Annotated in this window: 24 protein-coding genes and 2 tRNA genes; all 26 read left to right on the top strand. The window is 36.9% G+C overall.

Annotation, left to right across the window (positions count from 1 at the left end; all coding sequences use genetic code 11):
* Positions 1-19 precede the first annotated feature (19 nt).
* The 26 genes from spoVT (at position 20) to lysS (ending at position 23,898) form a co-directional block, all read left to right on the top strand.
* Entirely contained in the window at positions 20-556 is a 537-nt protein-coding gene (spoVT, locus tag ACUN0F_RS02950; protein WP_000648312.1) for a stage V sporulation protein T, read from the top strand.
* A gap of 232 nt (positions 557-788) precedes the next feature.
* The gene (locus ACUN0F_RS02945; RefSeq protein ID WP_445539105.1) at positions 789-2,390 is read left to right on the top strand and encodes a putative polysaccharide biosynthesis protein; all 1,602 of its coding nucleotides are present in this window, start codon (positions 789-791) and stop codon (positions 2,388-2,390) included.
* A gap of 12 nt (positions 2,391-2,402) precedes the next feature.
* A complete protein-coding gene (gene mazG / locus ACUN0F_RS02940) occupies positions 2,403-3,863 on the top strand; it encodes a nucleoside triphosphate pyrophosphohydrolase (RefSeq protein ID WP_000014264.1) in 1,461 nt (486 codons plus the stop codon).
* A 14-nt stretch (positions 3,864-3,877) separates the two neighbouring features.
* Positions 3,878-4,153: an RNA-binding S4 domain-containing protein gene (locus ACUN0F_RS02935; RefSeq protein WP_001234876.1), complete on the top strand. Its 276-nt coding sequence runs from the start codon at positions 3,878-3,880 to the stop codon at positions 4,151-4,153.
* A gap of 58 nt (positions 4,154-4,211) precedes the next feature.
* The gene (yabP, locus tag ACUN0F_RS02930) at positions 4,212-4,520 is read left to right on the top strand and encodes a sporulation protein YabP (RefSeq protein ID WP_001059101.1); all 309 of its coding nucleotides are present in this window, start codon (positions 4,212-4,214) and stop codon (positions 4,518-4,520) included.
* Positions 4,517-5,170, top strand: a complete 654-nt coding sequence (gene yabQ, locus ACUN0F_RS02925) for a spore cortex biosynthesis protein YabQ (RefSeq protein ID WP_445539104.1) — start codon at positions 4,517-4,519, stop codon at positions 5,168-5,170. Before yabP ends, yabQ begins: the two co-directional genes overlap by 4 nt.
* Positions 5,167-5,526, top strand: coding sequence for a cell division protein DivIC (divIC, locus tag ACUN0F_RS02920; RefSeq protein ID WP_001208737.1), 360 nt, complete (start codon positions 5,167-5,169; stop codon positions 5,524-5,526). Before yabQ ends, divIC begins: the two co-directional genes overlap by 4 nt.
* 87 nt (positions 5,527-5,613) lie before the next feature.
* Entirely contained in the window at positions 5,614-6,102 is a 489-nt protein-coding gene (locus ACUN0F_RS02915; protein WP_000021454.1) for a S1 domain-containing RNA-binding protein, read from the top strand.
* Positions 6,103-6,262: 160 nt separating this feature from the next.
* A tRNA-Met gene (locus ACUN0F_RS02910) sits at positions 6,263-6,336 on the top strand.
* Between the two features lie 13 nt (positions 6,337-6,349).
* Positions 6,350-6,421: transfer RNA gene (locus ACUN0F_RS02905), tRNA-Glu, on the top strand.
* Positions 6,422-6,681: 260 nt separating this feature from the next.
* Entirely contained in the window at positions 6,682-9,153 is a 2,472-nt protein-coding gene (gene spoIIE, locus ACUN0F_RS02900; RefSeq protein ID WP_137012719.1) for a stage II sporulation protein E, read from the top strand.
* A gap of 233 nt (positions 9,154-9,386) precedes the next feature.
* Complete coding sequence (tilS, locus tag ACUN0F_RS02895) at positions 9,387-10,817, top strand: tRNA lysidine(34) synthetase TilS (RefSeq protein ID WP_327974981.1); 1,431 nt, start codon at positions 9,387-9,389, stop codon at positions 10,815-10,817.
* Positions 10,814-11,356: a hypoxanthine phosphoribosyltransferase gene (hpt, locus tag ACUN0F_RS02890; protein WP_000981845.1), complete on the top strand. Its 543-nt coding sequence runs from the start codon at positions 10,814-10,816 to the stop codon at positions 11,354-11,356. Before tilS ends, hpt begins: the two co-directional genes overlap by 4 nt.
* Before the next feature lie 85 nt (positions 11,357-11,441).
* A complete protein-coding gene (gene ftsH, locus ACUN0F_RS02885; RefSeq protein ID WP_001079657.1) occupies positions 11,442-13,343 on the top strand; it encodes an ATP-dependent zinc metalloprotease FtsH in 1,902 nt (633 codons plus the stop codon).
* Between the two features lie 225 nt (positions 13,344-13,568).
* The gene (locus ACUN0F_RS02880) at positions 13,569-14,357 is read left to right on the top strand and encodes a type III pantothenate kinase (protein ID WP_000578367.1); all 789 of its coding nucleotides are present in this window, start codon (positions 13,569-13,571) and stop codon (positions 14,355-14,357) included.
* A 6-nt stretch (positions 14,358-14,363) separates the two neighbouring features.
* Positions 14,364-15,239, top strand: coding sequence for a redox-regulated molecular chaperone HslO (hslO, locus tag ACUN0F_RS02875; protein ID WP_033658948.1), 876 nt, complete (start codon positions 14,364-14,366; stop codon positions 15,237-15,239).
* A 113-nt stretch (positions 15,240-15,352) separates the two neighbouring features.
* The gene (gene cysK / locus ACUN0F_RS02870; protein ID WP_001261726.1) at positions 15,353-16,276 is read left to right on the top strand and encodes a cysteine synthase A; all 924 of its coding nucleotides are present in this window, start codon (positions 15,353-15,355) and stop codon (positions 16,274-16,276) included.
* A 219-nt stretch (positions 16,277-16,495) separates the two neighbouring features.
* Entirely contained in the window at positions 16,496-17,893 is a 1,398-nt protein-coding gene (pabB, locus tag ACUN0F_RS02865; protein ID WP_445539103.1) for an aminodeoxychorismate synthase component I, read from the top strand.
* Positions 17,894-17,898: 5 nt separating this feature from the next.
* Positions 17,899-18,486 (top strand): aminodeoxychorismate/anthranilate synthase component II, encoded by a 588-nt coding sequence (gene pabA, locus ACUN0F_RS02860; RefSeq protein ID WP_064475163.1) that lies wholly within the window; start codon positions 17,899-17,901, stop codon positions 18,484-18,486.
* Positions 18,480-19,352, top strand: coding sequence for an aminodeoxychorismate lyase (gene pabC, locus ACUN0F_RS02855; RefSeq protein ID WP_000909864.1), 873 nt, complete (start codon positions 18,480-18,482; stop codon positions 19,350-19,352). The genes pabA and pabC overlap by 7 nt, the downstream gene beginning before the upstream one ends.
* Positions 19,327-20,187: a dihydropteroate synthase gene (folP, locus tag ACUN0F_RS02850; protein WP_048542168.1), complete on the top strand. Its 861-nt coding sequence runs from the start codon at positions 19,327-19,329 to the stop codon at positions 20,185-20,187. The genes pabC and folP overlap by 26 nt, the downstream gene beginning before the upstream one ends.
* Entirely contained in the window at positions 20,188-20,550 is a 363-nt protein-coding gene (gene folB, locus ACUN0F_RS02845; protein ID WP_000358076.1) for a dihydroneopterin aldolase, read from the top strand.
* Positions 20,547-21,062 (top strand): 2-amino-4-hydroxy-6-hydroxymethyldihydropteridine diphosphokinase, encoded by a 516-nt coding sequence (gene folK / locus ACUN0F_RS02840; protein ID WP_001059453.1) that lies wholly within the window; start codon positions 20,547-20,549, stop codon positions 21,060-21,062. The genes folB and folK overlap by 4 nt, the downstream gene beginning before the upstream one ends.
* On the top strand, positions 21,014-21,217 hold the full coding sequence (locus ACUN0F_RS02835) for a helix-turn-helix domain-containing protein (protein ID WP_000387029.1): 204 nt from the start codon (positions 21,014-21,016) through the stop codon (positions 21,215-21,217). The genes folK and ACUN0F_RS02835 overlap by 49 nt, the downstream gene beginning before the upstream one ends.
* Positions 21,218-21,240: 23 nt before the next feature.
* Positions 21,241-22,239 (top strand): tRNA dihydrouridine synthase DusB, encoded by a 999-nt coding sequence (gene dusB, locus ACUN0F_RS02830; RefSeq protein ID WP_000912237.1) that lies wholly within the window; start codon positions 21,241-21,243, stop codon positions 22,237-22,239.
* Positions 22,240-22,398: 159 nt separating this feature from the next.
* Positions 22,399-23,898 carry a lysine--tRNA ligase gene (gene lysS / locus ACUN0F_RS02825; protein ID WP_445539102.1) on the top strand — a complete coding sequence of 500 codons (1,500 nt, stop codon included), beginning with the start codon at positions 22,399-22,401 and terminating at the stop codon, positions 23,896-23,898.
* Positions 23,899-24,366: the final 468 nt, after the last annotated feature.

The raw sequence follows: 24,366 nt of genomic DNA, 5'->3' as shown, positions 1-24,366 counted from the left end.
AAAGTGAGGCAGCATTAGAATGAAAGCAACTGGAATCGTACGTCGAATTGATGATTTAGGTAGGGTAGTAATCCCGAAGGAAATTCGTAGAACTTTACGTATTCGAGAAGGAGACCCACTAGAAATATTTGTTGATCGCGATGGAGAAGTGATTTTGAAAAAATATTCTCCAATTAGTGAACTAGGTAATTTTGCAAAGGAATATACGGAAGCTTTATACGATAGCTTAGGACATAATGTGCTTGTATGCGATCGTGATTCTATTATCGCAGTAGCAGGCGTATCTAAAAAAGAATACTTAAATAAAAGTGTTGGCGATTTAATTGAGAAGACAATGGAAGAGCGTAAGTCTGTAATTATGACAGATGAAAGCGAAATTTCAATTATTGATGGAGTAACAGAAAAAGTGAGTTCCTATACAATTGGCCCGATTGTTGCGAATGGGGATCCAATTGGAGCTGTTGTTATCTTCTCTAAAGAGGCTATTATAAGTGAAGTAGAGCATAAGTCAGTAAATACAGCTGCAAGCTTTTTAGCGAAACAAATGGAGCAGTAAGGCTATATCGAATTTTAGAAGTAGCAATCTTTCCTAATTATGATATTTCTTCTTGAGAAATCAAATATTTGGAGATATATGTATATTGAATGAAGGTAGCACTTTGCTACCTTTTTTCGTTGAACATTTCTATCGTTGCACGAACGTATTATTACTCGTGTAGGCAAGGAAGCTTGTCCTTTTCTTTATGATATAATACGAGGGGTGAGAATAGAAAAAGGAGTTTTCTTGTATGGAATCGAAGAAGTATCAAGCCTTTTGGCGTGGGGCTATTATATTAACAATCGCAAGTTTTGTTACAAAGGTATTAAGCGCTTTTTACCGTATTCCATATCAAAATATAGCGGGTGATATTGGTTTTTATATTTACCAACAAATTTATCCGTTTTATGGATTTTGTTTAATTTTAGCTACTTATGGGTTCCCCATTATAATTTCAAAAATGGTTGCGGAACGATTAGAGCAAGGGAAACAACAAGAAGCAGAAGAAATTATCTGTGTATCTTTTTGGTTTTTATTAGGAATTGGTTTCGTAGGCTTTTTTACATTATTTTTTGGTGCCGAAGCAATTGCAACAGCCATGGGAGATATACACTTAGATAAGTTATTACGTGTTATTTCATTTTCATTCATATTGATGCCGTTTTTATCTGTAGCAAGAGGATATTTTCAGGGGTTCAATAATATGATGCCAACAGCTGTTTCGCAAGTGATAGAACAAACAATTCGTGTTTCTATTATTGTATTTTTATCTCTATTCCTAATTGCTCGCGGATTTGATTTATATACAGTCGGTGCAGGTGCTATGTTAGGTTCAATCGCAGGCGGACTGATTGGGATTATCGTACTTGTACTTTATATGCGTCATGACTTTCGTTCTATATTTTTCAAGAGTGTAAAGAGAATTAAGGGGAAAAAGAGGATCATTAAAATTCTGTTTTGGCAGGGATTGGCGATTTGTGTTAGTAACTTAGTACTTATTTTTATACAAATGGCTGATTCCATTTCCTTCTATTCCTTACTTATTGGGGCAGGAGAGCAAGCTGAAAGTGCAAAGGTATTAAAAGGTGTTTACGACAGAAGTATCCCGCTTATGCAATTAGGTACTGTCGTGACAACTTCTTTCTCATTGTCACTTATTCCAATTATTACAGCGGCGAAGGAAAGAGGAGATCTTTCCTTTATTCGAGAAAAGGTAAAGTTAGCAATGAAAATAACATTTGTTATTGGATTTGCAGCTGCCATTGGATTAACTTGTATTATTCAGCCTACGAATATTATGTTGTTTGAAAATAGTGATGGGTCAGATGTTTTATCCATTTTATCTTTATCTATTTTATTTAGTTCATTGTCGATTACAATTGCTTCTATTTTGCAAGGGTTAGGACAAACATTAAAACCAGCAATATTCGTTATATTTGGGGGTTGTTTAAAGTTAGCTTTAAATTATACATTAATGCCGTATTTTGGTGTGAAGGGAGCTGCAATTGCAACACTAGTTGCGTTAATTGTAATTTCTGTGCTAAATAGTGCATTACTTATGCAAGCTGTATCCGAATCGCTTATCGATAAGCGTAATATGTTAGGTGTAATTATTAGTGGTATCGGTATGGGGTTTGTATTAATAATATTTATACGTGTGATGCAAATGTCTGGATTAGTGATTGATACAAGGCATAGAGGAATTGCAACACTTGAGGCATTGTTAGGTGTAGCTATCGGTGGATTAACATATGTGTTTTTAATTTTAAAATTACGTGTATTTACAAAAGCGGAAATAGGAACCGTTATGAAAAAAGAGAAAAAAGAAGGTTCATTGAAGAAGAGTGGATAGAGGTGGCAGGTTGTGAGTGGAATCATTACTATTTTAGGATTAGGTGCTGGTGAGTTAGATCAGTTAACGATGGGTGTATATCGAAAAATAAAAGAAGCAGATCACATGTTTGTTAGAACGAAGGAACATCCCGTTATAGAAGAGTTGGAGAAAGAAGGTATACAATATACAGCCTTTGACAGTGTATATGAAGCGCATGATACATTTGAAATTGTATATGAAACAATCGCAAATACATTGCTAGAACAAGCTGAAGGCACAGAAATCATCTATGCTGTGCCAGGGCATCCGCTTGTAGCGGAAAGAACGGTTCAGCTACTGTTGGAAAAAGGCGAAGTAGCGAATGTTGAAGTGCGCATTGAAGGTGGACAAAGTTTCCTTGATCCTATGTTTGCGAGTCTAAAGATTGATCCGATTGAAGGATTCCAATTAATTGACGCCACATCATTTGAAAGAGGACAATTAGAATTACGTCAACATTTAATCTTTTGCCAAGTATATGACGCATTCGTTGCATCTGATGTGAAATTAACATTAATGGAGATGCTATCAGATGATTATGAAGTGTATATCGTAACAGCTGCAGGGACTTCATTTGAACAAGTTAAAAAGGTGCCGTTGTACATGTTAGATCATGAAACAGAGTTGAATAATTTAACGAGTGTATATGTACCACCAGTTAAAGAACGTGCGTCCTTGTATCAACAGTTTGATGTGCTTAGAGAAATTATTGCAGACCTTCGTGGACCGAATGGTTGTCCGTGGGATAAAAAGCAAACACATCAATCTTTAAAGAAGTATTTAATTGAGGAAGCTTATGAGGTGTTGGAAGCAATTGATGAAGAGGATGATGATCACTTAGTAGAAGAACTGGGTGATATATTATTACAAGTTATGTTGCATGCTCAAATCGGGGAGGATGAAGGTTGGTTCTCTATAGATGATATTATTCGAACTTTATCTGAGAAAATGGTTCGCCGCCACCCGCATGTATTTGGGAATACGGATGTAAATAATGCCGATGAAGTAATTGCCAATTGGGAAGAAATTAAAAAACAAGAAAAAGGATTCGTGAAAGAATCTGTTTTAAATGGGGTTCCAAAAAGTTTGCCACAGTTACTACGCGCCTATGAAATCCAGAAAAAAGCTGGCAAAGTTGGTTTCGATTGGGTTGATGTACAACCGATGATAGAGAAAGCCTTAGAAGAATGGCAAGAGTTCCAACAAGAAGTTACAAATATGGATGAGGCGAAAATGTTAGGTGAATTTGGCGATTTACTATTTGCGTTTGTGAATATAGCTCGTCATTATAAAATAGATCCCGAAGAGGCGTTACGTTCAACGAATGAGAAATTCGTCGGTCGTTTCTTATACATGGAAGCAAAGGTAGCTGAAATGAATAAAGAGATGCAAGATTTATCATTAGAGCAGTTAGACGTTTTATGGGAAGAGGCAAAACAAACAGAGCGTTAATAGGGGGATTTGATATGCGTCTAGATAAGTTTTTAAAAGTATCACGTTTAATTAAAAGAAGAACATTAGCGAAAGAAGTAGCTGATCAAGGAAGAATATCAATTAATGGTCAAGTGGCAAAAGCGAGTTCAGATGTAAAAGTAGCTGATGAATTAACAATTCGTTTTGGTCAAAAAATAGTAACTGTAAAAATAAACGAATTGAAAGAAACGACTAAAAAAGAAGATGCAGCAAATATGTATAGTTTAGTTCGCGAAGAAAAAGTAAAGGCTGAAGAAGGCTTGTTCTAAAATCAATTATCCCTTCATACATTACTATTAGCTAGTATAAATCTATGGGGGGATTTACGTGAATAATGGTTACTCACCTATGTCTTCTAATCAACAAAATGTTTCGGTAGAGCATGATATTATTATGCGTGGCAGGCGTGTAATTGATATTACCGGTGTAAAGCAGGTAGAGAGTTTTGATAGCGAGGAGTTTTTACTTGAGACCGTAATGGGTTTTTTAACAATTCGTGGTCAAAATTTGCAAATGAAAAATTTAGATGTAGAAAAAGGTGTTGTATCGATTAAAGGGAAAGTTCATGAGATGCTGTATATTGATGAGAATCAAGGGGAGAAAACTAAAGGATTCTTTAGTAAGTTGTTTAAATGAGCCTAACAATTCAGTTGTATACGATGCTCTCAATGATCGGAATGGGTGCTTGGATTGGAGCGTCTTTAGATACATACCAACGATTTTTAAAGCGGCAAGAACGTAAACGTTGGCTTGTATTTATACATGATATACTATTTTGGATTGTCCAAGCATTATTCGTTTTTTATGTACTGCTTCTTGTAAATGAAGCTGAACTACGTATATATGTATTTTTGGCATTATTATGTGGTTTTGCGGCATATCAAAGCTTATTGAAAGCAATATACATGAGACTGTTAAATTTTCTCATCTATATTTTTATGCAAACAACACACTTTTTTGTTCAAATTATAAAGCTACTCATGATAAAACCTGTTATTATTATAGCGCAGCTATTTATTGCATTTATATTATTCTTATTTCGTATACTGCTTTCAATTGGACATGTGTTATGGAAAATGGTGATTTGGATATTACTTTTCATATGGAAAGTTTTTTTCTGGCCTGTTCGATTTATTGCTTTGCTCATATGGAAACTTCTCCCTAATCGTGTTAAACTTTTTATAATGAAACATGTAGGGTTCCTGCAATATATAGCAAAATTGAAGGGACACATCTTCCAATTATGGGGGCGTATAAAAAAGAAGTTAGGGGGACCTCGGAAATGAGGGAACTGAGACAAAGAACAATCGAAAAACAGAGTCCAAATCCTGTTAAAGAGCATATAATACAAACGGATGAGAACAGGAAGCGACTTTATCGCCGTTTAGCGGTTTTTCTTGTCTTTGCTTTTACAATTATTGCGAGTATTAGTGTAACGTTTTATCAACAAAACAGTTCCATTAGAGCAAAAGAAGCAAAAGTTAAGGACATGAAAAAAGAACTGGATTCATTAACGAATAAAGAAAAGAGTCTAAAAGACGAAGTTCAAAAGTTAAATGATGAAGAGTACGTATTAAAGATTGCTAGAAGGGATTATTTCTTCTCTGGAAAAGGGGAGATAATTTTTCCTGTTTCTAAGTAGAGTATGTCTTATTGACACTATATTTTAGGATTATATATAATAAAGTAAAATTTGACTTTTTAACCACTAAGGAGGAGCATTTTTTTTATGTCAATCGAGGTAGGCAGCAAGTTACAGGGTAAAGTAACAGGTATTACAAATTTTGGGGCTTTTGTGGAGCTGCCAGAAGGCTTAACGGGTCTTGTTCATATTAGTGAAGTTGCTGATAATTATGTGAAAGATATTAACGATCACTTAAAAGTGGGCGACCAAGTAGAAGTAAAAGTTATTAACGTTGAAAAAGATGGTAAGATCGGTCTATCTATTAAAAAAGCGAAAGAGCGTGAAAAAACAGAAGGAGATCGTCCACGTGGTGAATACCAACGCGGTGGCGGTGGCGATCAACAACGTTCTGGACGTCCACAACGTAATCGTTCTTTCAACAGAGATAACCGTGGCGGCGGTAACGAACGAGCTCCAAAAGAAACATTCGAGCAAAAGATGGCACGTTTCTTAAAGGACAGTGAAGATCGTTTAACTTCTTTAAAGCGTAACACAGAATCTAAACGTGGTGGCCGTGGCGCACGTCGCGGATAATAAGAACGTTTAATTCTTAGCATATAGAGAGGTACCCAGGGCGATTGCTCGGGGTGCTTTTTTATATGTGAAAATATATTTTTAAAAAAGTTTTCAAGATGTGTTGACTTTAAAATATATCTGAGGTAAGATACTAATTGTCCGTTAAATAAGACGACATGGCGGTGTAGCTCAGCTGGCTAGAGCGTACGGTTCATACCCGTGAGGTCGGGGGTTCGATCCCCTCCGCCGCTATATTTAATTTAACGGCCCGTTGGTCAAGTGGTTAAGACACCGCCCTTTCACGGCGGTAACACGGGTTCGAATCCCGTACGGGTCATCCTAAAAAGATCATGCAAATTTGCATGATCTTTTTTTGTTAAATAAATTAAGACATACAACACTTCTACAAAATCACCCTATATTTTCTGAATGTTCAATCTAAATAGTAAGAATAAATTACATACCGTGTATATATGTAGAGTTATTTCGAATAAAAAGTCGAACGATTATAAAAGTGAAAACTGTTGTTTTGACAAAAATCCCAATAATCATCTTTTATAATGACAGTAATTAAACTATGCAGGTGGTGTTAAAAATATGCCTAAAGCAGGAAGGAATACTATGAATACAAGTGCATTGGCAATGAATGAGGGTCAGCTTGGAGCAGTAAAGTGGACGAGTAAGCTGCGAATGAAGTTTGAACAGGTTTTCTTTAGATGGGGATTTATTATTGTTGTTATTGGTTTTCTTTTGGGACGAGCATATATATTAACAAACATTTTACCGTTTGCACTGCCGTTTTTTGCTGCTGTTTATGTTATGAAGCGGGATAAAATGCCGCTCGCGTTCTTGGCTCTTATGGGGGGCGCACTTTCAGTTTCGATAGATAATTTATTCTTTACCTTTGCATCTATTTTTACTTTCTTCATTTATAATATCTTCTTTAGTCGGTTTACACGTAAAACTGTTGGACTTGTTCCATTCCAAGTATTTATCTCCGCATTAACCGCACATTTAGTTGTCGTATACTTCGCGCAACAAACCGTCACCATGTACGATTTACTCGTTAGTACGATTGAGGCAGGGCTTAGCTTCGTATTAACTATGATATTTTTACAAAGTGTTCCGCTTTTAGTAGAACGAAAAGGTAAACAACAAGCGCTAGAGACAGAAGAAATTGTTTGTTTAATTATATTACTAGCATCTGTTTTAACAGGTACAACAGATTGGTTTGTATATGACGCTTCTATTCAACATATTTTTACTAGGTATTTAGTACTCGTGTTTGCATTTATCGCGGGGGCTGCTACAGGATCTACAGTGGGGGTCGTCACTGGATTAATATTAAGTTTAGCCAATGTCTCCAGTTTGTCTCAACTTAGTCTACTTGCTTTTTCTGGGTTGCTTGGTGGTTTGTTAAAAGAAGGGAAGCGTTTAGGTGTTAGTTTAGGTTTATTAATTGGGACGAGCTTGATTACGCTATATGTAGACAAGCAAACAAACATTGTGACAACTTTAATTGAATCTGGTGTGGCGATTATGTTCTTCTTATTAACACCGAAACTTGTTATGGATCGTATTGCTAAATTCATGCCAGGCACACAGGAACATTCGCAAGATCAACAACAGTATTTAAGAAGGATGCGTGATGTTACAGCGAATAAAATTAATCAATTTGCCAATGTATTTGCTGCTTTATCTAATAGCTTTTCTGTATATGGATATGTGGAGGAGGAAGATAAAGAGACAGAAGCGGATTTGTTCTTAAGTACAATTACTGCAAAAACATGTCAAACATGCTTTAAAAAGGACCAATGCTGGGTAGTTAATTTCGACAAAACGTACGATTATATGAAACAAATAATGAGTGAAACGGAAGAGGGGACGTTGCAGCATAATCGGAAGTTAGTTCGTGAATGGGACAAGCATTGTGTGAGAGGGAAGAAAGTGACGGATTTAGTAGCGGGTGAATTAGATCACTTCTATGAAGGACAAAAATTACGAAAACAAATGAAAGAAAACCGTAGAATAGTAGCGGAGCAACTATTAGGTGTATCAAAAGTTATGGAGGATTTTGCTAAGGAAATCCAAAGAGAACGAGAAAATCATCAAGTGCAGGAAGAACAGATTATGCAAGCGTTTCGTGATTTTGGCGTAGAAGTAGAGCATGTTGATATATATTGTTTAGATAGAGGAAGTATTGATATTGAAATGTTGATTCCAGTTGCATCTAATGAACATGGAGAATGTGAAAAGTTAGTTGCGCCGATGCTTTCTGACATTCTAAAGGAAAATATTGTTGTTAAACATGAAGAAAAATCTTCTTATCCGAACGGCCACAGCTTAATATCATTTGGTTCGGCAAAAACGTATTCTCTTGATACTGGGTTGGCCACAGCTGCAAAAGGCGGTGGGTTTGTTTCTGGTGACTCTTATGCGATGATGGATTTAAGTGTTGGTAAATATGCGCTTGCAATTAGTGATGGTATGGGAAATGGGCAAAGAGCTCATATGGAGAGTAAAGAAACGGTAAAATTATTACAAAAAATACTTCAATCAGGCATTGATGAGGAAATAGCGATTAAATCTATCAATTCTATTCTTTCTTTAAGAACAACAGAAGAGATGTTTACGACGTTAGATTTAGCTATGGTGGATTTGCGGGATGCGAGTGCGAAATTTTTAAAGATTGGATCGACGCCGAGTTTTGTTAAACGCGCGAATAATATTTTGAAAATTGAGGCAAGTAATTTGCCGATGGGCATTATTGAGGATGTTGAAGTTGATGTAGTAGGTGAACAATTAAAAACGGGCGATATCCTTATTATGATGAGCGATGGGATTTTCGAGGGAGCGCAACATGTAGAAAATCATGAACTATGGATGAAACGAAAAATTAAAGAATTACAAACCGAAGATCCGCAAGAAATTGCTGATATCATTATGGAAGAGGTGATTCGCTCTTGTGATGGTTATATAAATGACGATATGACTATCGTTGTGGCGAAAGTGAAGAAAAATATGCCGAAGTGGGCTACGATTCCAATTGTAGGAATGCAGGCACAATAAATTTTAAGTGTGATGTTTCTTTATCACTGTTTCTTTCTAAAAACCTAGGTGGATGCCTAGGTTTTTTTACTTTAAAAGATAATGTTATTATTTTTGTGAATATGCACGGATGATGTAAGATAAAAATGTAATTTTTGTATATCTTTTTTTTGCACAATGTTTGTAAAAGTTGTACCATTATAAACAAGGTAACTAACGTTGCTGTTCTTGTTTAATGAAAGGTGATTACGAAGTTGAAAGATACATTTGTTGAAAAGGTAGATGACTTTGTAAAGCAGCATGATGTATTAAAGGAACGTTCAACAATTGTTGTAGGGGTTTCTGGTGGTCCTGACTCTTTGGCTCTTCTATATTATTTGTTAGAAAAAAGAGCAGCAAAACAGTTCGAAATTGTAGTGGCACATGTGGATCATATGTTTAGAGGTGATGAATCTCATGAGGACCTACAGTTTGTGCAGGACCTTTGTAGAGGGCTGGGAGTTATTTGCGAAACGATAAGGATTAATGTGTCGCAATATCAACAGCAACACGGAATGAATGCACAGGTTGCTGCTAGAGAATGCAGATATGCATTTTTGGAAAGAATAATGAAGAAATATGATGCGAGATATGTAGCTCTTGGACATCATGGTGATGATCAAGTAGAGACGATTTTAATGCGCCTTGTACGAGGGAGTACTCCGAAAGGATATGCAGGAATTGCAGTGAAGCGTCCTTTTCATAATGGATATTTAATTAGGCCGTTACTTGGAGTAACGAAGGAAGAGATTGTTGATTACTGTAATAAGCTAAAAATAATTCCCCGTATAGATCCAAGTAATAAAAAGGAAGTATATACAAGGAATCGATTACGTAAATATGTTCTTCCTCATTTGAAAGAAGAAAATTCACAAGTGCATGAGAAATTCCAAAAATTTAGCATGCAAGTGCAAGAGGATGAGGCGTATTTGCAGGAATTAGCTTTTGAGAAAATGAATAAAGTAATTACAAAAAAAAGTGATAAACAAATTAGCTTATCAATTCCTGCCTTTGAATCCATGTCTATGCCTTTACAAAGAAGAGGGATTCAACTAATATTAAACTATCTTTATGAATATAAGATTCCATCTTCTCTTTCCTCTATACATATTGACAAAGTGATCGAGTTTTTTAAGCGGGCACAACCTTCGGGTTCACTTGATTTCCCAGGTGATTTAAAAATTGTTCGCGCATACGAGGAGTGTAGCTTTGGATTTAAACAAGAAATTGTTTCTCCTTTTTTACAAGATTTATCAGTGCCCGGGACCATTACGCTATCGAACGGGGATAGGCTTGTAACAGAGGTGAGCGAAGACATACCAAGTAACATGAATGAAACAGTATTTGTTGCTAAGTATAATGATATATCATATCCACTTCGTATTCGTTCTAGAGAAAATGGAGATCGCATGTCAATACAAGGTATGAATGGCACAAAAAAGATAAAAACTATTTTTATCGAAGCAAAAGTACCAAGAGAAAAAAGAGAAGAATGGCCGGTCGTTTGTGATGCAAGTGGGAATATTATTTGGGTACCCTTGTTGAAGCGATCTGCATTTGCTATCTCGAAAGAGGCGGCAAAGAAGGATAAATATATGATTATTCACTACAAAAGCAAGGAGTCTTCCGGGAGGATAATGAAATGATGAATCAAGATATCGAAAAAGTATTAATTTCTGAAGAACAAATACAAGAAAAGGTGCGCGAATTAGGTGCGGTTATTGCAGAGGATTATAAAAACACAATACCTCTTGCGATTGGTGTATTAAAGGGCGCAATGCCATTCATGGCAGATTTATTAAAGAGAACAGATACATATCTTGAAATGGATTTTATGGCTGTATCTAGTTACGGTCACTCTACTGTTTCAACAGGCGAAGTGAAAATTTTAAAAGACCTTGATACTTCTGTAGAGGGTCGCGATATTTTAATCGTTGAAGATATTATTGATAGCGGTCTTACGCTAAGTTACTTAGTAGACCTATTCAAATATCGTAAAGCGAAGTCTGTAAAAATTGTTACGTTATTAGATAAGCCGACAGGCCGTAAGGTAGATTTGAAAGCGGATTATGTTGGGTTTACTGTTCCACATGAATTTGTTGTAGGGTATGGATTAGATTATAAAGAGCAGTACCGTAATCTTCCTTATGTAGGAGTATTAAAACCAAGTGTTTACTCAAATTAATTAAATACAGGCGTCACAATTGTATAGGAAAGTTTTTCTATGTTACGATTTACTATAGTGTTTATGCCGTGAGAGGAGGTTAGGAATGAATCGTATCTTCCGTAATACCATCTTTTATTTACTGATATTCCTAGTAGTAATTGGAATCGTGAGCTATTTTAATGGTTCGACACAAAAAACGACATCAGTTAGCTACGATAAATTCATTACTAAACTAGAAAAAGGTGAAGTGCGTAATGTGCAACTTCAACCGAAAAATGGTGTATTTGAGGTAAAAGGACAATTTAACAACTCTAGCCAAGGAGAACAATTTGTTACTTATGCACCAAATACTGAGGAATTACAAAAGAAAATTAATGACAAAGCGCAAGGTGCTGAAGTTAAGTATCAACCAGCAGAAGAAACAAGTGCCTGGGTAACGTTCTTTACTTCAATCATTCCGTTTGTCATTATCTTCATTTTATTCTTCTTCTTATTAAACCAGGCTCAGGGCGGCGGTAGCCGTGTTATGAACTTCGGGAAAAGTAAGGCGAAGTTATATAATGACGAAAAGAAAAAAGTTCGTTTCAGAGATGTTGCTGGAGCGGATGAAGAGAAACAAGAGCTTGTTGAGGTAGTTGAATTCTTGAAAGATCCTCGTAAGTTCGCTGAAGTTGGTGCCCGTATTCCGAAGGGTGTTCTATTAGTAGGACCTCCAGGTACAGGTAAAACTTTACTAGCACGTGCCGTTGCAGGTGAGGCAGGCGTTCCATTCTTCTCTATCAGTGGTTCTGATTTCGTAGAGATGTTCGTCGGTGTCGGTGCATCACGTGTACGTGATTTATTCGAAAATGCAAAGAAAAATGCTCCTTGTATCATTTTCATTGATGAAATTGATGCAGTAGGACGTCAACGTGGCGCAGGTCTTGGTGGTGGCCATGATGAGCGTGAGCAAACGTTGAACCAATTACTTGTTGAAATGGATGGATTCGGTGCAAACGAAGGTATTATTATCATCGCTGCAACAAACCGTCCTGATATTCTTGATCCAGCGTTATTACGTCCAGGTCGTTTTGACCGTCAAATTACAGTAGATCGTCCAGATGTAAATGGCCGTGAAGCTGTGCTGAAAGTACATGCTCGTAATAAACCGCTTGATGATCATATCAACTTAAGAGCAATTGCAACTCGTACACCAGGGTTCTCTGGTGCGGATCTTGAAAACTTATTAAACGAAGCTGCTTTAGTGGCTGCGCGTCAAGATAAGAAGAAAATTGATATGAGTGACATTGATGAAGCAACGGATCGTGTTATTGCAGGTCCAGCTAAGAAAAGTCGTGTTATCTCTGAAAAAGAACGTAATATCGTTGCATTCCATGAAGCTGGCCATACTGTAATTGGTGTTGTCCTTGATGAAGCAGATATCGTTCATAAAGTAACAATTGTCCCTCGTGGTCAAGCTGGTGGATATGCAGTAATGCTTCCGAAAGAAGATCGTTACTTCATGACAAAACCAGAGTTACTTGATAAAATCACTGGTTTACTTGGTGGTCGAGTAGCTGAAGAGATTGTGTTTGGTGAAGCAAGTACAGGTGCTCACAACGACTTCCAACGTGCGACTGGTATTGCAAGACGTATGGTTACGGAATTCGGTATGAGTGATAAGCTTGGACCGATGCAATTCGGTAGCTCACAAGGTGGTCAAGTGTTCTTAGGAAGAGACTTCCATTCAGAACAAAACTACAGTGATGCAATTGCACATGAAATCGATGTGGAAATGCAAACTATTATAAAAGAATGTTATGCTCGCGCGAAACAAATTCTTACTGAAAAACGTGATAAGCTAGATATTATTGCGAAAACGTTACTTGAAGTAGAAACGTTAGATGCAGAGCAAATCAATCATTTATATGATTACGGCAGATTGCCAGAGCGTCCAACATCTTCAGATGATGTGAAAGTAAACATCAATATGAAGAAGGACGATGAAGAATCAGAAGATAAGTAAGAGATGAAGGAGTGACGATGGTCACTCCTTTTTTTTATTTGTGAAACGAAATGAAGTAGAAAAAATTTTAAGTAAATCTGGTATTAAAAATTGAAATAGAGCGTAATCTTTTTGTAAAATGATGAGGATAGAAAAGCTGATTATATAAGTATGTGTGATATGATGTTTTTATAAGTTTTATACATACTGCACAAATATAGATTAAATAAGATAAGTGGTGAGAATATGATTTTTGTATTGGATGTAGGGAACACAAATGCTGTGCTAGGCGTGTTTGAAGAGGGGGAACTTCGTCAACATTGGCGCATGGAAACAGATCGTCATAAGACAGAAGATGAATATGGAATGCTTGTAAAGCAGTTGCTTGAGCATGAAGGTCTTTCGTTTGAAGATGTGAAAGGTATTATCGTGTCTTCAGTCGTACCACCAATTATGTTTGCATTAGAGCGCATGTGTGAAAAGTATTTTAAAATTAAACCGCTTGTAGTAGGTCCTGGAATAAAAACGGGGCTAAATATTAAATATGAAAATCCACGTGAAGTAGGCGCGGACCGAATTGTAAATGCGGTAGCAGGAATCCACTTGTATGGAAGTCCGCTTATTATTGTCGATTTCGGTACGGCTACTACATATTGTTATATTAACGAAGAAAAGCATTATATGGGTGGGGTTATTACGCCGGGAATTATGATTTCAGCAGAGGCTTTATATAGTAGAGCGGCAAAACTTCCTCGTATTGAAATTACAAAACCAAGCAGTGTTGTTGGAAAGAATACGGTAAGTGCAATGCAATCTGGTATTCTTTATGGTTATGTTGGACAAGTGGAAGGTATTGTTAAGCGTATGAAAGAGGAAGCTAAACAAGAACCGAAAGTTATTGCAACAGGTGGATTGGCGAAATTAATTTCAGAAGAATCAAATGTAATTGATGTTGTAGATCCATTTTTAACATTAAAAGGTTTGTATATGTTATACGAGCGTAATGCAAATTTACAGCATGAGAAAGGTGAATAAATGAGTATGAAAGATTATTTAGTAAAAGCGTTAGCATTTGATGGAGAAGTGCGTGCATATAGTGTACGTACTACAAACACAGTAAGTGAGGCGCAAAGACGTCATGATACATGGAGAACAGCTTCGGCGGCACTTGGTCGTTCTTTAACTGCAGGTACAATGATGGGCGCAATGTTAAAAGGTGACCAAAAGTTAACGATTAAGGTAGAAGGTAATGGTCCGATTGGTCCTATCTTAGTAGATGCTCATGCAAATGGGGATGTACGTGGTTATGTAACGAATCCACATGTTGATTTTGAAGGAACGGAACAAGGGAAATTACGTGTATATCAAGCGGTAGGTACTGAAGGGTTTGTAACAGTAATTAAAGATATTGGTATGCGTGAGCCGTTTATTGGTCAATCTCCAATTGTTTCAGGAGAATTAGGGGAAGACTTCACGTATTATTTTGCAGTTTCTGAGCAAACACCTTCTTCTGTAGGAGTTGGCGTTCTTGTAAATGGAGATGACAGCGTATTAGCGGCAGGTGGATTTATCCTTCAAATTATGCCAGGGGCACAGGAAGAAACAATTTCATTCATCGAAGATCGTTTGCAGAAGATTCCTCCTGTATCAACGTTAATCGAACAAGGGCTTTCTCCAGAAGAGTTACTGTATGCAGTTCTTGGAGAAGATAAAGTAAAAGTATTAGAAGTGATGGATGTTCAATTTAATTGTACATGCTCACGCGAACGTATTGAGAGTGTGTTAATTAGTTTGGGTAAAACAGAGTTAGAGCAAATTCGCGAAGAAGAAGAAGAGACAGAAGTTCATTGTCATTTCTGTAATGAGCGATACAAGTTCTCTAAAGAAGATATTACAAATTTAATTGAGAGTTTGTAATAAGGGAAGTGAGGGAATCCATCCTCTAAATAGATTGACAAACAGGGAATTTTCTGACAAAATCTAAATATAGATAAAACCAATAAAAATACTCGGTGTTAGGAGTGACAGGAATGCGAGTGGCACAATCAGTTTCAGAATTAATCGGGAAAACGCCGATCGTTAAGTTGAACCGCATCGTAGAATCAAACAGCGCAGATATATACTTAAAATTAGAATTTATGAATCCAGGGAGCAGTGTTAAAGATCGTATTGCATTAGCTATGATTGAAGATGCTGAAAAAAAAGGATTATTAAAAGAAGGCGATACAATCATTGAGCCAACAAGTGGTAACACGGGAATTGGTTTAGCGATGGTAGCGGCCGCTAAAGGATATAAGGCAATTTTAGTAATGCCAGAAACAATGAGTATTGAGCGTCGTAATTTATTACGTGCTTACGGTGCGGAATTAGTATTGACTCCAGGGCCTGAAGGAATGGGTGGAGCAATTCGTCAAGCGACTGAATTAGCAAAAGAGCATGGCTACTTTATACCACAACAGTTCAAAAACCAATCGAATCCAGAAATTCATCGTTTAACAACAGGGCCAGAAATTGTTGAACAAATGGGTGACCAATTAGATGCGTTTATTGCAGGCATTGGTACAGGTGGAACGATTACTGGTGCTGGTGAAGTGCTGAAGGAAGCGTATAAAGATATTAAAATTTATGCAGTAGAACCTGCGGATTCACCAGTACTATCTGGTGGGAAACCGGGTCCACATAAAATCCAAGGAATTGGGGCGGGATTTATCCCAGAGACATTGGATGTAGAGGTATATGATGAAATTGTTCAAGTAAAAGCAGAGCAAGCATTTGAATATGCAAGAAGAGTGGCTAAAGAGGAAGGTATTTTAGTGGGTATCTCTTCTGGAGCAGTTATTTATGCAGCAACAGAAATTGCGAAAAAGTTAGGTAAAGGGAAAAAGGTACTTGTTATTATCCCAAGTAACGGTGAACGTTATTTAAGTACACCGCTTTATCAATTTGAGTCTTAATTATATGTGATTGAAAAAGCATCCTTGAAAAGGATGCTTTTTCTTTTTGGATTGGAAATAGGAAAAGAGTGAATGACTAGAAAACTTCATGTAAAATAAGAGGTAGTATAATTAATTTATTTTCACTAGCCTTCGAGTATAACCACCTTATATACATAACGAATGTAGTTTGAGGTGGTTAATCTAAGAGGGTGGGATAAAAGAAGACGGGGTGTTGATATGCAACGAAGAAAATCTTTAGCGCTTTCTATTCCATATCAGTTAGATTTCTTTAAGCAGTATAAATTTCTTTCTAAGGATAAACCGCAACATATTTTGTTAGAGAGTGGACGTGGCGGTCGTTATAACATTGTGGGGTTGAACCCAGTAGCGGTAATCCGAGGGAAGGGTGAAACGTTACATATAAGCGAAAGTGGTAAGGAAACAATAAAACGAGGAAACCCATTAGATTTAATGCAGGAATATATGGAGCGATGGAAAACGGACTATAATCCGGAATACCCTCCATTTCAAGGTGGTGCAATTGGTTACTTTAGTTATGATTGCATCCGTTATATTGAAAAACTCCCTTCCCATGCGGAGGATGACATTAATATACCTGATATATTCTTTTTATTATTTGATGATGTGTTTGTTTATGATCAAAAAGAAAAAGTATTATGGATTATTACACATTATGTAGATAAGCATGAAGAGGCAAAAGAGCGATTAAATGAATGGAAGATTCTTTGGGCGACAGAAGCGCCAGAAGTGAATATACCTTTTGCATGCCCTGAAGAGAAAAGTGAAACAGTTGCTTTTACAGAAGAAAGCTTTATGAAGGCGGTTGAATGTATTCAAGAATATATTGGGGCTGGTGATGTGTTCCAAGTAAACTTGTCGACAAGGCAAGAAAGAACGTTACAAACACACCCACTAGAAATCTATACAAGTCTTCGTGAGATTAATCCATCTCCATATATGGGTTACTTGGAGCTCGGGGATTTTCAAATTGTTAGTGGATCGCCAGAGTTGCTAATTAAGAAAGAGGGAACCGAAGTAAGTACAAGACCGATTGCTGGAACGAGATCTAGAGGGGCGAATGAGCAAGAGGATGAAGAATTAGCAAAAGAATTAATTGAGAACGAAAAAGAAAGAGCAGAGCACGTCATGCTTGTGGATTTAGAACGAAATGATTTAGGGCGTGTTTGTAAATATGGCACTGTAGAAGTAGATGAATTTATGGTAATTGAGAAATACTCACATGTTATGCATATTGTTTCTAATGTGCGTGGTGAGGTGGAAGAAGATAAAGATGCTTTTGATTTAGTGAAGGCTGTATTCCCTGGGGGAACAATTACTGGTGCTCCGAAAATACGTACGATGGAAATTATTGAAGAATTAGAACCTGTTCGCCGAGGGATTTATACAGGTTCAATCGGGTGGATCGGTTATTCTGGAGATACAGAATTGAATATTGTAATTAGAACACTGCTTGCTAAAGATGGAAAAGCACATGTACAAGCAGGAGCGGGAATTGTAATTGATTCGAATCCGGAAAATGAATATAAAGAGTCGTTAAAAAAGGCGATTGCTTTATGGCGTGCAAAAGAACGTAGTGAAGAAACGGTTAGGTGAGAGAAATGATATTAATGATTGATAATTATGATTCTTTTACATTTAATTTAGTGCAGTTTCTTGGAGAACTTGGACAAGAGCTTGTTGTTAAGCGTAACGATGAAGTGACTATTTCAGATGTTGAGAATATGAAACCAGACTTTTTAATGATTTCGCCAGGTCCGTGTAGTCCTAATGAAGCAGGTATTAGTATGGAGGTTATTCAATACTTTGCTGGAAAGATTCCGATTTTTGGGGTTTGTCTTGGACATCAATCCATTGCACAAGTGTTTGGCGGAGAGGTTATACGTGCGGAGCGCTTAATGCATGGGAAAACGTCGCTTATGCATCATGACGGAAAGACGATTTTTTCGGATATCCCTAATCCGTTTACTGCGACACGTTACCATTCCCTTATCGTTAAGAAAGAGACGTTACCTGATTGCTTAGAGGTAACATCTTGGACAGAAGAAGGGGAAATTATGGCGCTCCGTCATACAACATTACCGATTGAAGGTGTACAGTTCCATCCAGAATCAATTATGACTTCCCACGGGAAAGAGTTGTTGCAGAATTTCATTCGTAAATACAGCCCAAGTGTGACATCGTGTTAATTTACGTGAATGGTGAGTATGTAGAAGCAAGTGAAGCGAGAATTTCTCCTTATGATCATGGTTATTTATATGGTCTTGGAGTTTTTGAGACATTTCGTATTTATAATGGTCATCCTTTCTTATTGGATGATCATTATGACCGTTTAATAGATGCGCTGGATACATTGCAAATTAAATGGACAATGACGAAAGATGAAGTACTGCTTATTTTGAAGAATTTACTCGTTAAGAATGAATTAGAGCATGCATATGTACGTTTTAATGTATCAGCAGGTATAGATGAAATTGGATTGCAAACGGAAATGTATGAAGAGCCGTCTGTTATTGTTTTTATAAAACCTTTAGCAGCCCCCGAAGATGTAGTGGAAAAAGAAGGGGTTGTTTTAAAACAAGTGCGAAATACACCAGAGGGTGCGTCTCGCTTAAAGTCTCATCATTATTTAAATAACATTTTAGGAAAACGTGAAATTGGAAATGTTGTGAATAAGGAAGGTATTTTCCTTACTGAAACAGGTTATGTTGCAGAGGGTATTGTTTCGAATCTCTTTTTCGTGAAAGGTGATATTTTGTATACACCTTCGCTAAAAACAGGGATTTTAAATGGTATCACTCGTGCGTTTATTATAAAGGTTGCTGAAGAGCTGGGCATCGAAGTAAAGGAAGGTTTCTTTACAAAAGATGAATTACTTTCAGCTGATGAAGTCTTCGTAACAAACTCGATTCAAGAAATTGTCCCGCTTTATCATATAGAGGGACGAGATTTCCCGGGTAAAGTAGGTATGGTTACAAAAAGGTTTATGAGTCTTTATGAAATGCAGAGAGAGAAATTGTGGAGCAGAAATGAATTGCGAAGAGGAGATGTGTAGTTTGAAGTGGGATTATGATTTGCGCTGCGGCGAATATACATTGAACTTAAATGAAAAAACTTTAATTATGGGGATTTTAAATGTAACACCAGATTCGTTTTCTGATGGTGGGAGTTACAACGAGGTAGAGGCTGCGGTGCGCCATGCGAAAGAAATGCGAGATGAAGGTGCTCATATTATTGATATCGGCGGTGAATCTACTCGCCCGGGTTTTGCTAAAGTATCGGTGGAAGAAGAAATAAAGCGAGTTGTTCCGATGATTCAGGCGGTTGCAAAAGAAGTGGAATTGCCTATTTCTATCGACACGTATAAAGCTGAAGTTGCAAAACAAGCAATCGAAGCTGGCGCTCATATTATTAATGACGTTTGGGGTGCGAAGGCGGAACCGAAAATCGCTGAAGTTGCAGCTCATTACGATGTACCTATTATCTTGATGCATAATCGCGATAACATGAATTACCGCAATTTAATGGCTGATATGATTGCTGATTTATATGAAAGCATCAAAATTGCTAAAGATGCTGGCGTGCGAGATGAGAATATCATTTTAGACCCAGGCATCGGTTTTGCTAAAACACCTGAACAAAATTTAGAAGCGATGCGTAATTTAGAACAGTTAAACGTACTGGGTTATCCAGTTCTCTTAGGTACTTCAAGAAAGTCCTTTATTGGACATGTGTTAGATTTACCGGTAGAGGAACGTCTTGAGGGAACAGGAGCTACCGTTTGTCTCGGCATTGAAAAGGGTTGTGAGTTTGTTCGTGTTCATGATGTGAAGGAAATGGCACGTATGGCTAAGATGATGGATGCGATGATTGGTAAGGGGGTAAAGTAATTGGATAAAATTTATGTTCATGATATGGAGTTTTACGGTTATCATGGTGTATTCCCAGAGGAAAATAAATTGGGTCAGAGATTTAAAGTGGACTTAACGGTGGAGTTGGATTTGAAACAGGCAGGAGAAAGTGATGACTTAGAGCATTCTGTCAATTATGGAGAGCTTTTCGAGTTATGTAGAAAAGTTGTTGAAGATAGAACGTATAAGCTTGTAGAGAGTATCGCTGAAAATATCGCTGCAGATATATTGAAACAATATGAGAGTATTTTCCGTTGTACAATTAAAGTAATTAAACCAGATCCGCCGATACCTGGGCATTATCGTGCTGTAGCAGTGGAAATTACGAGAGAACGTCCATGAATAATATAGCTTACATTGCATTAGGTTCAAATATCGGAGAACGTTATACGTATTTAACTGAAGCGATTCAGTTTTTAAACAAAAACCCGTATATCCAAGTTAACGATATTTCATCTGTATATGAAACGGAACCAGTTGGCTATACTGACCAAAGTTGCTTTTTAAATTTAGTTATAAAAATTTCTACCAATTTATCACCGCAAGAATTATTGAAAATTACACAAAGAGTAGAGAATGATTTAGGAAGAAAAAGGGAAATTAGATGGGGTCCGAGGACCATCGACCTTGACATTTTACTATATAATCAAGAAAATATTGAAGCAGAGAATCTTATTGTTCCGCATCCGCGGATGTTCGAAAGAGCTTTTGTTATCGTTCCGTTGTTAGAGATTAATCAAGATATAAAACAAAACATTTCACGTTCACAAGTAGAAGAAATGAAAAGGCGAGAGGGAGTAACGGTATGGAAGCAGAAAAATGGGGAAGACGCATTCGTGCTTTTCGAAAGCTAAAAGGTTATACACAAGAAGGTTTTGCGAAAGAGTTAGGGGTATCTGTATCTGTTTTAGGTGAAGTTGAGAGAGGGAATCGATCGCCTTCCCAAGATTTTGTAGTGGAAGTTGCTAAGGCATTAAAGGTTTCAGTGGAGGAATTAATGCCGAAGTGACTATGAAGGAAGGAGTAAGTCGAGTGTTAAAGATTGCAAATATTGAGATGAAAAACCCGGTTGTATTAGCACCGATGGCGGGAGTGTGTAACTCTGCATTCCGTTTGACAGTAAAAGAATTTGGTGCAGGTTTAGTTTGTGCTGAAATGGTAAGTGATAAAGCGATATTACTTAATAACAAAAGAACATTAGATATGTTATATATTGATGAAAGAGAAAAGCCATTAAGTTTACAAATTTTTGGTGGAGAGAAAGAAACTCTTGTAGATGCTGCGAAATACGTAGATAAATATACGACAGCGGACATTATTGATATTAATATGGGTTGCCCAGTACCGAAAATCATTAAGTGTGACGCGGGAGCAAAGTGGCTTTTAGACCCAAATAAAATATATGAAATGGTAGCGGCAGTTGTAGATGCTGTTGAAAAGCCGGTTACAGTTAAGATGCGTATTGGTTGGGATGCAGATCATATTTTTGCAATTGAGAATGCAAAAGCTGTTGAGCGTGCTGGCGGACAAGCAGTAGCAGTTCATGGACGTACACGAGTACAAATGTATGAAGGGAAAGCGGATTGGGATATTATTAAACAAGTAAAGCAAGCTGTAAATATCCCGGTTATCGGAAATGGTGATGTCGAAACGCCACAAGATGCAAAGCGTATGCTTGATGAAATTGGTGTAGACGGTGTTATGATTGGTCGCGCTGCCCTTGGGGACCCGTGGATGATTTATCGTACGGTAAAGTATTTGGAAACAGGTGAATTAATGCCGGAACCGACAGTGCGTGAGAAAATTGACGTATGTATGTTGCATCTAGATCGTCTTATCGATTTAAAGAACGAAAATGTCGCTGTAAGAGAGATGAGAAAGCATGCAGCTTGGTATTTAAAGGGTGTTCGTGGTAATGCAACTGTACGTAATGGTATCAATGCTTGTAATACGCGTGAGGACCTTGCGAATGTATTAGGTGCATTTGTAGAAGAAGTAGAAGCGAAACAACAAACAATTCACGTTGGTTAATAATAGATAGGGAAGATTGACATTCTTCTATACACTTCCTATAATTACGTGAAAGAAAGAAGAACTGCCAGCTAGTTGCTGGCAGTTTTTCTAGTTGAGTAGAAAATGCTATACTGTATATATTGTAAAAATTAATAGAGCTGGAGTGATATCAATACCATGGATAACATGAACCACGAAGAATTAAACGACCAATTGCTTGTTCGTCGTGAAAAGTTACATAACTTACGTGAGCAAGGAATCGATCCGTTTGGTAAACGATTTGAACGTACAAATGCAACAAATGACTTATTAAGCTTATATGGAGAGTTCTCTAAAGAAGAATTAGAAGAGAAAGAAATCTCTGTTTCTATCGCTGGTCGTATTATGACAAAACGCGGTAAAGGAAAAGCTGGATTTGCACATATTCAAGATTTACATGGACAAGTTCAAATTTATGTTCGTAAAGATGCTGTTGGAGATGAAGAGTACGAATTGTTTAAAACAGCAGATTTAGGTGATTTAGTAGGTATTGAAGGTAAAGTGTTCAAAACGAACGTTGGAGAACTTTCGGTGAAAGCAACGGGCTTTACACTATTAACGAAATCTCTTCGTCCATTACCGGATAAATATCATGGATTAAAAGATGTTGAACAACGCTACCGTCAACGTTACTTAGACTTAATCACAAGTATGGAAAGCCGTGAAACATTCGTTACTCGCAGTAAAATCATTCGTGAAATGAGAAGATACTTAGATGACAATGGTTATCTTGAAGTGGAAACACCTATGATGCATGCAATTGCAGGTGGAGCTTCTGCGCGTCCTTTCATTACGCACCATAATGCGTTAGATATGGAATTATACATGCGTATCGCAATTGAACTTCATTTAAAACGCCTTATTGTGGGTGGATTAGAAAAAGTTTATGAAATCGGTCGTGTATTCCGTAATGAGGGTGTATCAACTCGTCATAATCCAGAGTTTACAATGATTGAATTATATGAAGCGTATGCTGATTATAAAGATATTATGAAACTAACAGAAAATATGGTTGCTCATATTGCGAAGCAAGTACTAGGTACAACAACAATCCAATATGGTGATTATGAAATTAATCTAGAACCAGAATGGACACGTCTTCATATGGTAGATGCAATCAAGGAACATTCAGGAGCAGATTTCTGGAATCCAATGAGTGTAGAAGAAGCGCGTGAACTTGCGAAAGAACATAATGTAGGTATTAAGGATACGATGGAAGTTGGTCATATTATAAACGAATTCTTCGAACGAAAAGTAGAAGATAAATTAATCCAACCAACATTTATTTACGGTCATCCGGTAGAAATTTCGCCACTTGCGAAAAAGAATGACGAAGATCCACGATTCACAGATCGTTTCGAATTATTTATCGTTGCACGTGAACATGCAAATGCATTCACTGAGCTAAATGATCCGATTGATCAAAAAGAACGCTTTGAAGCGCAATTAAAAGAGCGCGAACAAGGTAATGATGAAGCTCACATGATGGATGATGATTATATTGAAGCTCTTGAGTACGGTATGCCTCCTACAGGTGGTCTAGGAATTGGTATTGATCGTCTTGTTATGTTGTTAACGAATGCACCATCTATTCGTGATGTATTATTATTCCCTGCTATGCGTCATAAACAAGACTAAGCTTTGGAGATTTCTCCAAAGCTTTTTTTATTTGATTATGAGCTACGTAGGGATAGTAGCTCTTGATGGTGCGAGAAATTATATTTATATAGAAGAAATGTGCTGTTTTTATACTTTTTTACTAAGTTAAAAATTTTATTAGAAAAACTATTGCATTTTAATAATCAAACTGGTATATTTATATTCGTTGCCACGAAAGGTAACAAGCAAAACAAACGAAAAACAACTTATTGAAAAAAGTTGTTGACGAAAATATAACGAAATGTTATATTAATAAAGTCGCTTCTGAGCGGCAGATGACTAAAAACACGAGTCAAATGACTCGTGTTTTTTCGTGTTTTCTTTTATAATCCATAGTAATTAAAAAATGTGTTTAAATAATTATTATTTTGATTAAATACAGGGGAATGTGGCTAGGATAGTGAATAAGCAAAAGAGTTGCAAATTTTATTAATACGTATATAATTA

The sequence above is a fragment of the Bacillus sp. 1A genome (genome assembly GCF_052682215.1).
The sequence above is the reverse complement of the archived record's forward strand: the minus strand, read 5'-3'. Positions and strand labels throughout refer to the sequence as shown.